Here is a 16,099-nt window from a genome sequence, read left to right as displayed (position 1 = left end):
GTATAAAAGGCGACTCTGTCGCCTTTTTTTGTACTCCTATTGTAAGTTGATTATTGTATGGCAAATAAATTTTGCATTTGGGTTTTACTCGTAACTTTTAATTCTGGGTTACTTACTGCATGTTCACCCACACGTACTCCCAACGAACACTTGGAGATGGGCCAAAATAAATTCCAGCAAAAAGAATATGCTCAGGCCATCATCCACTTAAAAAATGTCATATCACTCTACAATGCAGAAACTAATGTTGATTTAGACCAGGCCAAATACCTTTTAGCCAAATCATACGATAGCGTAGGAAAGCAAGAAAACGCCGAGAGATTTTGGGTCGATATTACTGATAGCCCGCGTTTCCAAGTCGAAGCAATTAAAGCACTTTCACAGTATTATTTTGAGGAGGCCAACTTAGTTTCTTTGGCGGACTTAATTGCCAAATACCTCGGTAAAAACGTAGACACAGATCCACTATTGTCGCTCTACCAAGTTTTACTCGCCCAAAAATCCAATGACCCCAAAAATGCCAGAGCTCTTCTATCTCAGTTGACGACGGAAACGTTAGCATCACCTCTTGGTCAATATACGCAAGCATTTGTCAATTCAGAGACGGACCCTCAATCGGCAGTTGAAACAATTTCTAAGCTGATATTGTCAGAACCAGACTATAAAGCGGCTTGGTTATTGCGCGGGCAAATTCATGCGTCGAATGCCAAATACAACGACGCCTATCGAGATTACAGTACCTATCTGACCCTAAACCCAACGGCAACCTATGTACACTTCCTGCTAGCCTTAACAGCACAACATCTTGATAAATATGAGCTAATGCAAAAGCACGTTGCGGTACTTTTAAAGCAAAATCCAGAGCAACCGCTGTCCAATCATCTTCAGGCGCTTATTTTCTATCGACAAAGTAATTTTGAATTAACTAAATTTCATGCCGAATTGTCAATCCAAAATGGCCTAGCAAATTCGACGAATGCTTTAATGGCGGGTATTGCGGCTGCGAATTTGGAACAGTTTGAAGTGGCTTTTAACCATTTAGAACGTCTTCAGGATGAGTTTGCAAATCACCAGGGATTTTTGCGAGTGTTTAGTTGGGTCCAGTTAAATTTAGGGTTGCTGAATGACGCTGTTGCAAAATATAACGAAATTAACGTGGATACCGATTCCGAATTTCATTTAGGCAATTTACTTGTTGATCAGCTTATAGCGAAAAAACAGCATCAAACGGCAAACGAAATACTCGAAAAATTACAATTTGCCCCTGTTTCTAACCCCATGCTTAAACTCAAACAAGGTATTTTGCAACTTAACGCTGGCAATAAGCATGGCTTAGAAATCATTCAGGGATTAGCACAAGAACAAAAAGATAACGTCACGATCAAAATGGCGCATATTTTAAGTCTCGCTGACCAAGGTAAATACGACGATGCCATGAAACAAGCGATTGATTGGCACTTAGATGATAAAAATAACGTACTAGCCGTGAATGTCATCGCACTTTTACACCAGCAAAACAAGCAATTCGACCTAGCTGCAAAATGGCTACGCCATTCATTGCAACTGCAACCCAAAAATGTTCCTGCTTTACTTCACCTAGGATATAAAGCCCTTGACGATAAAGATAGTTCAACGGCAAAACACTATTTTGAACAGGCGCTACAATTAAAACCTAATCATGAGAATGCCATAACCGGATTATTGAAACTCAAAGCAAGCGATAACAATGCGATTAGTACCAAGCAATTAATGGCCAGTATAAATTTCAACGGCGATGCCACGCCAGCGATCATAGCGATAACTCAATATCTATATCAAGATGGTCAGTACGACAAACTTCGCGAATTAATAAAGTCAAATATCGAAATTACCGATTGGACTTTGGAAATTTGGCAGATATGGCTCCGTGCCCAAATTGCCACTAACCAATTGGATTTAAAGGATGACTTGTATCTTTTCTCTAATCGTTTTCCTGCCGAAGAAACATACCTTTATGTCATTTCACTAATTGAAGATCAGCGCCAATACGATCTAATCTTGACCTATATCTCTTGGCTTGAATCCCATTCAAAATCGAGCAATAACATTCAATACGCTAAGGCAAATGCATTGCTTTATACCGGTGATTTAGCAACTGCAGAGTTTTTAATTACACAATTAAGTGAAAAACCACCATTACCCGCTCTAATGTGGTTAAAAGGTAAATTGTTAATTGAACAGGGTAAAACGTCAGATGGTCTGCTAAAAGTGGCGAACTATTTTAATCAATACCCTACACGAAGTGCGATGATTGAATTAGCGACCGCGGCAAAACAACAAGGTCACTTTGACCATCTTGTTATCATTGCGCATCATTACTTCCGACAATCACCCAATGATCACAATGCCCGGGCGATGGTATCTAATTGGCTAATTCAAAATGCCCCAAAAGCCGCAATTGCGATACTTGATGTCCCCCAATCTCGTCGTTTTATCTTACAACACTGGCAAATATCAAATAATTTGGCATGGTTATACTTGTCTACCAACAAGCCTAAAAACGCCCTTGTATTTGCAGAACAAGCTTATTTGCAACAACCAAAGAATCCCCAAGTCGTTATTAATTACGCTCGTATTTTAAAAACGTTGGGCGAGGTTCAGAAGGCAGTGCAAACATTAAAACGGTTCGCTACGCCAACTGAAGATATGAGATTATTACTAAAGGAATTAGGAGCTTAGTTCAGGCCATTCCAACTTTTCATTAAACGATTTATATGGCTGCCATTTTGTTTTGGGCTGAACCACTTTGATTTCAATGTCTTCTGGAATGAACCCTTCTTTGAGCTCAAACTCACCTTCAAAATATTGAAAATAGTGGAAACTAAAACGTAATTGCTCAGATGCTAGATTTGACATTTTAGCTAAATCCAACGTTCTAGTTTGTCCATCTTCAATGCCTACTATATTTAATTTAATATACCCTTTGGCATTTCGCTTGCGTGTATCCGTTTGCACTAATGCGAACTTAAATTTGTAGTGATTAATTCGATTCGTCGATTCTATGTCAAACTGTTCAATAGCCAAACCGTCTGCGACCAGCTCAGGTGCGAGCACTTTCTGATAAAAGTTGAGCTCAGTTCTGAGTTGCAGCGATTCTTCTTTTAATCCCAACAATTCTTGTTTCATCTGCACTGCAGCATTTTGCTCGACTTCCATTTCAACTGTAAGGTAGTTTATTTGCCTGATCTTCTGGTCTAACTCCTCATACAGCCCTGTAAGTCTTTGCTGTTGTGTATTTAACTGATTTTTCTGCCAAATAACAATTTGCCCACTCAATTGAAAACCGGCATAAAATACCGCCGCCAATATAACGATGAGTAATAATAAAAACTGAAAGCGACCTAAACGGTTCTTAATACTTTCGAAACTCCACCACGCATTCATAAAAGATAAATTTGATTATATGTCATGACTTTATGTTACACTTTTGTCTCATCGTTTGACTAGCGCTGTTTTCCTTTAAGGGCATACTTTACTCCCAAATAAAGACAACAGTGTCGTTATTAATTACGGATAAAACATGCTTTCAAACAGTCTTTTCGCTCTTCGAAGACGACTGGCTTACCCGAGGACCAGTATCCAGCTTAGTATACTGGGACTGATTGGTGGGTGCTCAGCGGCTGTTCTTATTGTTCTTTTTCGCCTAACTATCGAGTGGATCCAGTCGTTTTTTAATCCTGGAGGACCATTTGACGACATCCTCGAATATATCGTTCCGACCTTACCTATTTTTGCGGCTTTGCTCATTGCCATTTTTGCCGACTTCACAGGCTACAAGCATTATCGTTTAGGGATCCCTTTTGTATTACATCGAATTAAAGCCCATTATGGTAATATCCCGTTTTGGAATTTTGCCAACCAATTTGTCGGTGGCGTACTCGCATTATCAAGTGGTTTTACCGTTGGACGAGAAGGTCCGGCGGTTCACATAGGGGCAACCGGCGCCAGTTGGTTTGGCCAATGGTTACGACTTCCACACAATTCAGTTAGAACACTTTCAGCTTGTGGTATCGCCGCTGGTATATCAGCCTCTTTTAACACGCCTCTCGCGGCGGTTATATTCGTCATGGAAGTGGTGTTGCGTGAATACAAAATTCATATTTTTATTCCCGTCATGTTGGCATCGGCAGCAGGTTCTCTAATTACCCAAGCCGTCTTTGGCACCCAAGCTGAATTTGAATTTTTGAGCGTATTTATATTACCGTCCTATCACTATCCTTGGTTAATCATTTTAGGACTGACATTGGGCGCAGTTGCGTTTGTATTTAATCGTAACTTAATGCGAGTCATTAAAGCGTTTAGATATGTTTCTATGTTCCCTCGACTGCTACTCGCTGGCACTATTACCGCCATCTTTGGATACTTTATTCCTGAATCATTTGGTGACGGTACAAGCGCCATATATCAAGCGATGGTCGACCCTACAAATTTAAACTTAATTGTCATACTGCTCGTTTCCAAAGTGATCTTAACTTGGGTGGCGATAGGCTTAGGTATCCCCGGTGGCATCATTGGCCCTATATTTGGTATCGGCGTGTTAATTGGTTTGCTCATCGCTAATGTGGTCATAACGTTAGACCCTACCACCCAATATATGAGTACCTATGCCGTACTTGGTATGGCGGGCCTAATGGCAGCGACTTTACACGCCCCATTGGCCGCATTGGTTTCTGTAATGGAACTTACCGCCAACCCCGGTGCCATAACACCGGCTATTATAGTCATCGTTATGGCTTATGTGACAAGTGCGCAATTTTTAAAAAATCGATCTATCTTCCTTCAGCAACTCGACTTCCAAGGCTTGATGTATCAGACCCCTCCTGCCACAAATGAGCTTGAAAAGATTGGAGTTTTAGCTGAACTGAACCGCAATCTAAAAATTATCGATTATGTCAATGAGCAAGATGTCAGATTCCATATTCGTGAACTCGAGCCTGAGCAATCCCTTGTTGTCGCTATACGCCACGACTTAGGTGTCGACTATTCTCTTGCGGAGTTCGATTCGTCCTTTTCTAAAAAACAGGACAAAGTAAAATACATCCCAATGCAAACCATCGATACTCGCTCTACCCTCGCCCATGTCTATGAATTACTTCAAGATCAACGCGACGGCGCTACTTTAGTCACCTCAATTAGCGGCGAAAAAGTCGTGGGCATAGTGACCTGGGAGCAATTACATTTAATTTTGATGAAGAGGAATGCGTTGATATGAGTATTTTGTGGTTTAAAGCTTTTCATATCTTTTTTATGGTTGCCTGGTTCGCAGGAATTTTTTACCTCCCACGATTGTTTGTATACCACGCAGAAAATCAACACCAAGTAACGTCAGATACGTTTAAGGTTATGGAACGACGATTGCTATATTTTGTAACGCCGTTTGCCATTTTGACATTCATTTTTGGGGTAATACTCATTTTTCAATATGGCTTAGCGTGGTTCAAATCAGCCCATTGGTTACACGCCAAGTTATTACTCGTCAGTTTGCTCTACATTTACCACGGATATTGCTTCAAACTCTTAGCCGACTTTAAGCACGACCGTAATCAAAAGAGTTCTAAGTTTTATCGCTTTTTTAATGAAGTCCCAGTCCTGATCCTACTAGCAATTATTGTTTTAGCCGTCGTAAAACCATTTTAGTATTAGGCGCTAATTTCGCTATTGTCTTAGGTTGAACTTTGTTAAAATCCCGCCAATTTACAGCCAACGAGTAAAAAAGATATGAACTTCACCGGACAACACATCTTATCGGTCAATCAATTCGAACGAGAAGATTTAGAATATATCTTTAACATTGCCCAGAAAATGGAGCCTTACGCTCACCGTAAAGTTCGTACTAAGGTACTGGAAGGTGCGATATTAGGTAATTTGTTTTTTGAGCCTTCAACTCGAACTCGTGTGAGTTTTGGCTGTGCATTTAATTTACTCGGTGGTGAAGTTCGCGAAACCACTGGCATGCAATCTTCGGCCTTAGCAAAAGGCGAATCACTATACGATACTGCCCGTGTCGTGAGTAGTTATAGTGATGTCATCGCAATGCGTCACCCAGATACGGGTTCTGTTGCTGAATTTGCAGAGGGCAGTCGAGTCCCGGTTATAAACGGCGGCGACGGGGCAAATGAACACCCGACTCAAGCGCTGTTAGACCTTTACACAATAGACAAAGAACTAGCCGCTTTTGAACAAAAAATAGATGGCATGCACATCGCTATGGTCGGTGACTTAAAAAATGGTCGTACGGTCCATTCTCTTTCAAAACTTCTAGCTATGTACAAAAACATTCACTTGAACTTAGTGTCCCCCTCAGAATTAGCAATGCCAGATTATGTCGTTAGTGCCCTTGAAAATGCAGGTCACAAGGTGACAATTAGCGATAAAATGGAACAAAATATCGATGCAGATATCGTTTACCAAACGCGCATTCAGGAAGAGCGATTTGAATCTCAAGATGAAGCGAATAAATACCGTGGTCAATTTAGGTTAAACAATGAGATTTATACTAAATATTGCAAATCGAATACGGTTATCATGCATCCTCTGCCTAGAGATTCGCGTTCAGACGCAAATGAACTCGATAACGATTTAAATCAAAATCCTAATTTGGCGATTTTCCGCCAGGCTGACAACGGCGTATTAATACGTATGGCCCTTTTTGCAATGACCCTAGGGGTTGCAGAAAAAGTTGATAAATATCAGTGTGACGTACCTTGGGTATCGTCGAAATAACTCCACGTAATCAAAATAGCAGAATCCATTATGACTCGATCTTCAGAATTATTTGAACAAGCTAAATCTCATATCCCAGGTGGGGTGAACTCACCGGTTCGTGCATTTAACGGCGTTGGCGGCACACCAATCTTTTTTGCCAAAGCTGACGGCGCATTAGCTTGGGATGTCGATGGCAATGAATACATTGACTACGTAGGCTCTTGGGGCCCAATGATCTTAGGTCACAATCACCCCGCAATTAAACAAGCTGTTTTAACTGCCGTTGAAAATGGTTTGAGCTTTGGTGCACCCACAGAGATCGAAGTGACTATGGCAGAAAAAGTAACAGAGTTTCTACCAAACGTTGAAAAAGTGCGGATGGTTAACTCAGGTACTGAAGCGACAATGAGTGCAATTCGTTTAGCTCGTGGTTTTACTGGCAAAGACAAATTACTTAAATTTGAAGGTTGTTACCACGGCCATGCAGACTCGTTACTGGTTAATGCCGGTTCTGGCGCGCTCACAATGGGCGTTCCAAGTTCTCCGGGTGTGCCTAAAGTTGTCGCTGAACATACATTAACCGCAGAGTTTAATAATTTAGATTCTGTACGTGCTTTGTTTAAAGAACATGGCTCTGACATCGCCTGTATTATTGTCGAACCTGTTGCCGGTAATATGAATTGCATTCCACCAAAAGACGGATTTTTACAAGGTTTACGTGACATCTGTGACGAATATGAAGCCGTGCTGATTTTTGATGAAGTAATGACTGGGTTTAGGGTCCACAAAGGCAGTGCACAAACATTGTTTAATGTTGTACCTGATTTAACAACCCTTGGTAAAGTCATTGGAGGCGGTATGCCAGTTGGCGCTTTTGGTGGTAAACGCGAGATTATGGCGCATTTAGCACCAGACGGTCCAGTCTATCAAGCCGGGACATTATCGGGGAACCCTGTCGCAATGGCAGCCGGATTAGCCGCATTAAAAGAATTGGAAGTTGAAGGATTTCATCAGGCGTTAGCTGACAAAACGACCTATTTGTTAGATGGCATTAAGCAACAAGCTATTAAACATGGGATACCCCTTACAACTTCCCAAGTTGGCGGCATGTTTGGTTTGTTTTTTACCGATGCTGAAAAAGTTGAATCATTTGCTGACGTAAAATTGTGTGACGCAGAACGATTTAAAAAGTTTTTCCATCTATGTTTGGACAATGGCGTGTATTTGGCGCCGTCAGCATTTGAAGCTGGCTTTGTATCTATTGCCCACACTCAAGCTCAGTTAGATAAAACTATTGCAGCTGTTGGTGAAGCGTTTAGTCAACTTTAACAACTCAGCGTCATCAAAGTATCTAAAGATTCAGTGGGTTGTGCTCATACCCACTGAATTTTTACTGATTAAAACCAATCAAAAATAGATGGGCATTCTGTTACTAGGCCAATTTTGTTGGTATTAATTGGCAAAGCAATATTTTCACCACACTCACCGGACAGGATCTCGCCATTTGTTTTATCAACAAATCGCATTTCAATATCGTTAGGTTGCGGCTTTAATACACTCTCGGCCTGTCTTGCTTGTTGTAGCGCAATAAATATCGACAAAGCGCCTCGACTTCCGGTTAACTCCACCGGCGAGTTGTCATCTTTACCAACCCATATAGACGTAACCTTGTTTTGATCAAAACCAACAAACCAACTATCCCTTAAGTCGTCAGTCGTACCTGTCTTTCCACCATAACTAACCTTAGGATAATATTTACCTAGTCGCATAGCCGTGCCTGTTTTTGTCACGCTATTTAATGCAAATCCAAGCTCATAACTCGACGCATAATCTACCACCTGTTTTCGCTCTACATCTTTCTGCCACAAAACAAAACCCGTCTTATCTGTCACCTTTGTTATCGCTGAAACAGCCTGTTTTTGTCCGAAATTAGCAATCGGTAAAAACATGCTTGCAACTTCAACTGGTGACATTGAAATGGCCCCTAGCATTAAACTTGGGTAGTGAGGTATGTTTCGATTTACCCCTAAATCATGTAACGTATCGATTATCTTATTCAAGCCAACATCCATCCCTAAATGCACGGTTGCCAAATTAACCGACTGACTCAATGCATCATGTAACATGATAGTTTCGGAGCTTTTTTTATCGTAGTTTTCAGGCTGCCAGGTTTGGCCTTGTTTATTTTCCATCGAGATTGGCATATTGGATAATTGACTGCCCAAATGAAACTTGCCACTACGTAAACCAGCCAAATACACTGCAGGTTTAATCAACGAACCGATATTTCGATTGGCATCCAAAGCTCGATTAAATCCATAAGCATGTGGATTTTTGTCACCAATTAATGCGCTTATACTGCCGTCTTCTAAACTGATACTAACCACAGCGCCATTGACGTCTTTAAGCTTATGAGTGGTCTGTAGCTTTTTAACTGATTGACCAAAATGCTTCTGATAGTTTTTTTGAAGTACTGGATCTAAACCCGTAAAAACCAATAATCCTCGTTCATTTTGATACTGCAAATCCAAGGCTTTTAATTCACGTTCAACTAACTGAATATACGAAGGAAAACGACTTTTACCCTGCCTTTTTTGCAAATCAACTTCCATTGGAGAACTGACATATAGCTGATACTCGTCTCGAGTAATGACATTTTCAGATACCATCAATTGCAAAACAAGATCACGACGCTGTCTTGTCCGGTCAGCATGTTTTGTCGGACTATAATAAGAGGGTCCTTTGACCATAGCCGTCAACAATGCAAACTGTTCAGGGCTCAAATTTACTAATAATTTGTTGAAGTAATATTTGCTGGCTAGCGCAAACCCGTGGATGGCTCTGCCACCATCCTGACCTAAATATATTTCGTTAAAATACGCCTCTAAAATAGCGTCCTTACTAAATCGATAATCCAAAATCAGCGCAATAAACGCTTCTTTTATTTTTCTTAAGTAAGTTTTGCGGTTGTCATTAAGCAGTAAATTTTTGGCCAGTTGCTGAGTCAACGTGCTGCCACCTTGCACTTTTCGACCGGCCATTAAATTCGCCCACAATGCCCGGGCAATGGCACTAGGTGATACCCCATAATGATGATAAAAATTACGATCTTCGACAACAAGTAACGTATCAACCATCCATTCTGGGACCAAGGATAGGTCGACAATATCACGATCTTCGTTAGTTCCGTGGGTTTGACGAGATATTAGTACAGGGTCAAGTAGCTCAATTGGTGTCACTTGCCAAGTTGTATCAACAAAACTAGCGACTTGTGCGATACGGTCTTTTTCAAACCCTACTCTAATCTTTTTTGCATCAAGTTCACCCTCAGCGTAAACAAAATGACGGCGATATATTTCAACATAGTTAGTTTTAACACTGAATTGCCCAGGCTTAATCAACGCCTTAGTTTGTTGATAACCCAGTAATTCTAATTCTTCAATGAGTTCTTTTTTAGGGAGAAAATAATGTGGGTACAAATTGAGTGGACGGGCAAAAACTTTAACCGGTGTTTGCCACTTCGGTCCGGCCATCCGCTCTTGAACCCAAGCATCTAAATAAACTAAATAAAACGCCAAAACGATAGACAAAAACAACCCAGTTTTTACAAAACGAAAAAACCATAGCTTTAATATTTGATTTGGGTCAGTCGATGGATTCATAGACACTATTAATTTAAATACTCGCCGTTATTGTCAACGGCTATTAAAACGATTAACCAATGAAATTACAAATTCAAATTGGCAAATAGAGAAAAAACACAAATACGAACAGCATAAGTTATAACAATAGGGAATATTAGATTAATAAAACACCGCTTCATTTTTTTGTCAGAAACGAGGTCAAGATAAAAAAGCCCTAAACTTCTTATGGTTAAAAGAAATTTCAATTCAAATTGGGTTTTGTTTTTTTATATGAATGTTTACCAATCAACATTCCTTTGTAACTCTTTATAAACAATTTACTGATTTTACACTAAGGTTAAATTGACAATTTAATTTGCAAACCAATACCAGATCTGGGCAAATTGCCGTCTAAGAAAAAAGACATCAGACCACAATCGAGTTTTTTGTCGCCGAATAACAAAGGATCCATGAATGAAATTTAACTTAATTGCCTTACTCGCTTTATTTAGTTTGGCTACTTCGAATGTTATCGCTTCTGATAACGAATTTAAACCGAGCATAGGTAAACGCATAGTTGGTGGAGTAGAAGCCGAACAAGATGCATGGCCTTGGATAACAGCGCTTGTTTATACTTATGAAGTACTCTCTACATCGCTTGAAGTAGATAGCGTATCTTACACGTCAGATTCATTTACTGGCTCTCCAGGTGGCACAGTAACTGGTTTACTTATGAGTTGCGGCCTAGGTGATGCAGAATGTGATGCCGAAGGACAAATTTGTCTTATCCAACGTGGTGAAATTAACTTTTCTGAAAAAGCCCTTAACTGTGAAAGCGGCGGCGGCGTTGGCGTTATTATTTATAATAATGAAGACGGCATTATCAGCGGTACGTTAGGGGACGACTTTGCAGGTACTATCCCTGTTGTTTCTGTAATTCAAACAGACGGTGAATTGTTACTAGATAAAGTGGGAACTACGGCATCTATTGAAGTAGCAACTTCTGCTGAATTAATCCAATCTTCTACCTGTGGCGGCAGCTTAATTGGCGACCGTTGGGTGTTAACAGCATCTCACTGTGTCGATGGTCCAAATTCAGAATTTTTAAAAGTGAACGTTGGTGAATATGACCTTAGTGACGGTGCAGAAAATGCGTTAGAAATTAAGAACATTTATATGCATGGCGAATACGATGACGAAGCTCTCGTAAACGACGTTGCATTAATCGAATTAGTAGAGCCAGTCTCAACACCTACAGTTTCACTTGGTTCAGGTACAACTACAAGCCAGGCAGTAACTGATAATTCTATGGTAACCGTTATGGGCTGGGGCGGTCGTGAAGGATATGCAGCGGGCGCCGGTCCTACATCGGATTTCCCAGATGTTTTACATCAAGTTGACCTAACGTTATTTAGCAACCAACAATGCGCCGACATGATGGCAGAGCAACAAGGTATTACAGAAGACGTTACCGCTGAAGAAATGGGTATCGCTCCAGTTATGATTTGTGCCGGTACATATGATGGTGGCAAAGGCTCTTGCCAAGGTGACAGTGGTGGTCCACTTGTCGTCGATTCTAACGGTGAATTCCAACAAATTGGTGTTGTGAGCTGGGGGATCGGTTGCGCCGCTCAGGGTTATCCTGGTGTCTATGCTCGTGTATCTGAGTTTTTACCTTGGATAAATGGTATTACTGAAGGTATTGCCATGCAGCAAAACTTAAACTTAGGTTATATTCCTTCAGCAACAGCTTTAAGTACCTATATTTCAGTTTCAAACAATAGCGCTGTATCGACAACATTGACGTTAACTGCAGAAAGCTCAAATTATGAAATTGATTCATCTGATTGTGCTAATTTAGCGCCGGGTGCATCATGTGACGCTCTTGTTACTGTTAGCTCTTCAGGAGCGCGTAATTTAGATACCTATATTAACGTGACAGCTGATGATGCAAGTATCACCACAACAAGAACAAAAGTAACAGCGATTTCAATTAACGCTTCCAATAACATTGGCACTGAATTTACCGCAAATGGCGATGTTGCTTGGTTCACAGGTGGTGACGCCATTTGGAGTGAAAACCCAACAGATGATGGTGTCCGTAGCGGAACGATCGACAATTTACAAAAAAGTGTTTTGCTTGCACAAGTTACTGGCGAAGGTAAGTTCTCTTTTGAATGGTCAGTTTCATCTGAAGAAAATGTTGACGACCCTGAATCACCTTATGATGCCCTTTACATTTATCTAAATGGCGAATTGTACGACTTTATTTCAGGTGAAGTAGACTTCACAACCGTTGAACTTGAATTAGGTGAAGGTATTAACTTTATTGCTTGGGTATATGAGAAAGACCCCTACACGATGGAGTTTGAAGATACTGGTTACTTGAAAAATGTGGTTTTTGACGCAACAAATGTGACTAACCCGACAACGCCAACGGGTACCGGCACAACCAATAAAAATGCTCGTGAACGCAGTGCACTTGGATTTGGCGCCTTTATGTTAATTATGTTGCCAGCTTTGGTTGCAATTAGACGCAGAAAATTCTGAATCTAAATTTAGTTAACCGTAAAAAGCCAGCGAATTCCGCTGGCTTTTTTCATTCCCGCAATACAGCCAAATACGGCACACCAAAATAATTATAGGCGACTTTTAACTTTAGTTGTTGCTTGAAATTCCACTGGGTTATCCGGCCAAGGATGTTTAGGGTACCTACCTTTCATTTCTTTTTTGACGTCCTGATAAGCATTTTGCCAAAAATGATTTAAGTCTTGAGTAACTTGTAATGGTCGTTTGGCGGGCGATAATAGCTCAATCAAAATTGGCTGTTTACCGTCACAAATCGCGGGATTAGTCGGCGTCCCAAACATCTCTTGTAGTTTTACAGACAATTTGGGGATATCCCCTAAATAATCGAGTTTACGTTCATGTCCGGCAGGTGTGAGGTATCGAACTGGGCATAAATGATTTAGCGCTTGCTGCTTTTGCCAATCAATTGTGCTCAATAAAATTTGATGCAAGTCGATATTTTTAAGCTGTTTTAACGAACGCACATCAGATAAATATGGCGCTAACCAGTTGGGCAACTCCGCTATTAAAACTTCTTCCCGCCAACTTGGCCAATCCTCGTCTCTGCCATATCGAGTCGCTAAGATAAATCGGTTTCTTAAATTGACAATGTTGTCACTATTCCAACCTAAGACCCCTAAACCATTATCTTTAATGTAATTTAGCCACAAATTTTGCCATTCAGACTGTTCCAAATTAACGGCAACAGGATTTGAATTTAGGATAAGTTGACCAATTTTAGTCTGCTGTAATTTAGACGGTTTTTGTTTTGACTCTGACCATGTAAGTTCATCAACGGTATCGATAATACTCGGAAAAAATGACTCAATATCGACCAAGTTCACCCTTGTATAATGGCCAACATAATTGCCATATTTAGATGCATTGATACTGGCAACAACCACTAATTCAGCGACGGGTTCGACTTCACGCTGATGAAACTCAACGGCACTACCCCCGCTTAACTTCCAGCGTTTAGCTGTTTTTTTAGCGATTTGATCAGGAAATGCCACACACAATAAAAGGCCGATATGCTCTTCCGCTAAATCACCACGGGAAATCGGCTTGATTGCAAGTCGCGAGCTTATTCTGTTTGCTCCAGTTAACAACTGTTGCCATTGATAAGATGACAGCTTAAGCAGTGAATTGTGCACGTCACCAGATTGAGCCAGCGAACGTTCTTCTAATAATGCAGCGAGCAAACATGCCGTTGGCACTATGCGCGTATCATCTATTGTTGTTTGATTGTCCTGAGCAAATTGGATCATTCGAAAACTTCGAATGTCGGTACTCACTTTTTGATACTGCTTGGCCAGTGCCGTCAGTTGCCACTTACTGTCTACTTGTTTTAGATAACCTAGGGAAGCCAACAATTCACAGGCACGTGCGACTCGTGGTGTTTCGGGTTTTGTTAACCAAAATAGCTGGTCTATTGTTGTGCCCCAAAGAAAAACTTCTAACATCAATTGAGCAAGGTCAACTCGTTCGATTTCAGCAACATCAAATCTGCGTCGTCGCTCAAAGTTTTCTTTTGAGCCTAACCGATAACAAAACCCTGGTGCTAATCGGCCAGCACGACCAGCCCGCTGTTCCGCAGAAGCAATTGAGGTAGGTTGAGTGATTAATTGTTCGATACCCGACTTAGGCTGGCTATACACCAGCTTTTCATTGCCGGCATCCACCACAACATCAACCCCTTCAATGGTCAAACTGGTTTGCGCCACATTGGTAGCTAATACTATTTTACGGGTTCCGGCAACACAGGGCTCTATCGCTTTGTTTTGTTCCGCTATCGATAAACGCCCATGCAGTTGCAAGCAGTGAGTGTTTTGATCTAAATGAGGCGCAAGCAATCCCGATATTTTGGTGATGTCGTTAACACCCGCAAGAAATACCAGAATTGACGAACTGTGATTATTAGCAGCATGGAGAATAGCCTTTACGATTTCGTCATGGCTTGGCAATAAACTGGCGCCAACATACTCAATCGTTACTGGAAACTGACGCCCTTTGGACTCTACGATTGGAGCGTTTAGTTCGGTCGATAAAGTCGCTAAATCTATGGTCGCTGACATAATCATAAGTCGCAACGCTTCGTTTAACTCCTGAGCGTCAATGCTTAACGCTAACGCCAAATCGGTTTGCAAAGCGCGTTCGTGGAATTCATCGAAAATAATCAATCCAATACCTGATAATTCAGGATCGCGTTGAATTTTTCTAACCATTACACCGTCGGTCACTATGGTAATTATGGTTTGGCTACTCGATTTATTCTCGCCTCGCATTGCAAGGCCGATGGTTTCGCCAATTGACTCGCCAAGCTGCTGCGCCAGAAAAGACGCAATTTGACGCGCTGCAACTCGACGAGGTTCTAAAATAACAATCTGGTTACCGGTGGTGTAGTGGCCACTTTCTAACAAAAGTAGCGGCAACCGAGTTGATTTACCCGCCCCAGGGGGCGCTTGTAATATTACTCGATTTGACTCCGCTAATCGTAATTGTAATTGGTTAAATATGGCATCTACAGGTAACATCAATGATCAGATTACAGGAAAAAAAGTTGCGCTATTATACCCCAATGGCAAACATTTAAGGAATTTTATGTCACAAGGTCAGAGTCGAATGTTTATCGGATTAGAGCTCGATAAAACAACAAAACTTGCAATAAATCATTGGCGTGAAACTCATTTAAGCTTTTTGCCTGGCAAGCCAGTACCAATGGAAAACTACCATATTACCCTGTCATTTTTGGGGCATATTCCAGCTAGTAAAATGGAATCCTTGGACTTATTGCTGCAAAAAGTATCAGAGTCGAATGAGTTTTCAAGAAGCTTAGTAACAGCCGAAATAGCAGAGCTTGGTACATTTTTGAAACCACAGGTGTTATATCTCGGAGTGACCAAAACGGACACGCTCATGACTTTAGCAAAACGCTGCAGATCGGTTAACAACAAGTTATCTTTGCCACAACACCATAGCGAATACCGTCCACATATTAGTTTATGTCGCAAGCACCTCGAAAACACGCCGATAGATGTACAAACGCCAAAATTAAAACTGCGTTTTGACCAATTCCATTTATTTGAATCAGTTTCAAGTTCAACATTTGGTAAGCCACCTAGCTATATCAAACGATTGTCTTATACGCTTTAACGGCTTCGAGG

General features: G+C 41.0%; 10 protein-coding genes. 7 read left to right on the top strand and 3 right to left on the bottom strand.

What is annotated here, in order from left to right; all coding sequences use genetic code 11:
* Positions 1–57: 57 nt before the first annotated feature.
* Positions 58–2,718, top strand: a complete 2,661-nt coding sequence (locus tag Q4575_RS02480; RefSeq protein ID WP_303521230.1) for a tetratricopeptide repeat protein — start codon at positions 58–60, stop codon at positions 2,716–2,718.
* On the opposite strand, the gene Q4575_RS02475 is transcribed toward Q4575_RS02480, so the two are convergent.
* Complete coding sequence (locus Q4575_RS02475; RefSeq protein ID WP_215963358.1) at positions 2,707–3,423, bottom strand: DUF6776 family protein; 717 nt, start codon at positions 3,421–3,423, stop codon at positions 2,707–2,709. The two genes, Q4575_RS02480 and Q4575_RS02475, sit on opposite strands and share 12 nt — an antisense overlap.
* Positions 3,424–3,559: 136 nt before the next feature.
* Here Q4575_RS02475 and Q4575_RS02470 point away from each other — a divergent pair, with 136 nt between their 5' ends.
* From Q4575_RS02470 to hemL, 4 genes are all read left to right on the top strand, one after another.
* Positions 3,560–5,251, top strand: a complete 1,692-nt coding sequence (locus Q4575_RS02470; RefSeq protein WP_303521229.1) for a chloride channel protein — start codon at positions 3,560–3,562, stop codon at positions 5,249–5,251.
* Complete coding sequence (hemJ, locus tag Q4575_RS02465) at positions 5,248–5,676, top strand: protoporphyrinogen oxidase HemJ (protein ID WP_215963356.1); 429 nt, start codon at positions 5,248–5,250, stop codon at positions 5,674–5,676. Before Q4575_RS02470 ends, hemJ begins: the two co-directional genes overlap by 4 nt.
* Before the next feature lie 81 nt (positions 5,677–5,757).
* Complete coding sequence (locus tag Q4575_RS02460; protein WP_303521228.1) at positions 5,758–6,762, top strand: aspartate carbamoyltransferase; 1,005 nt, start codon at positions 5,758–5,760, stop codon at positions 6,760–6,762.
* 30 nt (positions 6,763–6,792) lie between these two features.
* A complete protein-coding gene (gene hemL, locus Q4575_RS02455) occupies positions 6,793–8,073 on the top strand; it encodes a glutamate-1-semialdehyde 2,1-aminomutase (protein WP_215963354.1) in 1,281 nt (426 codons plus the stop codon).
* Positions 8,074–8,141: 68 nt separating this feature from the next.
* Here hemL and mrcB read toward each other — a convergent pair whose 3' ends face one another.
* Positions 8,142–10,406, bottom strand: a complete 2,265-nt coding sequence (gene mrcB / locus Q4575_RS02450; protein ID WP_303521226.1) for a penicillin-binding protein 1B — start codon at positions 10,404–10,406, stop codon at positions 8,142–8,144.
* Between the two features lie 435 nt (positions 10,407–10,841).
* Between mrcB and Q4575_RS02445 the strand changes: the two genes are divergently transcribed.
* A complete protein-coding gene (locus Q4575_RS02445) occupies positions 10,842–12,917 on the top strand; it encodes a trypsin-like serine protease (protein ID WP_303521225.1) in 2,076 nt (691 codons plus the stop codon).
* Between the two features lie 89 nt (positions 12,918–13,006).
* On the opposite strand, the gene hrpB is transcribed toward Q4575_RS02445, so the two are convergent.
* On the bottom strand, positions 13,007–15,469 hold the full coding sequence (gene hrpB / locus Q4575_RS02440; protein WP_303521224.1) for an ATP-dependent helicase HrpB: 2,463 nt from the start codon (positions 15,467–15,469) through the stop codon (positions 13,007–13,009).
* Positions 15,470–15,536: 67 nt separating this feature from the next.
* Between hrpB and thpR the strand changes: the two genes are divergently transcribed.
* On the top strand, positions 15,537–16,088 hold the full coding sequence (gene thpR / locus Q4575_RS02435; RefSeq protein ID WP_215963350.1) for an RNA 2',3'-cyclic phosphodiesterase: 552 nt from the start codon (positions 15,537–15,539) through the stop codon (positions 16,086–16,088).
* Positions 16,089–16,099 lie beyond the last annotated feature (11 nt).

Source organism: Psychrosphaera sp. 1_MG-2023 (genome assembly GCF_030548245.1).
Taxonomy (GTDB): Bacteria; Pseudomonadota; Gammaproteobacteria; order Enterobacterales; family Alteromonadaceae; genus Psychrosphaera; species Psychrosphaera algicola.
The sequence above is the reverse complement of the archived record's forward strand: the minus strand, read 5'-3'. Positions and strand labels throughout refer to the sequence as shown.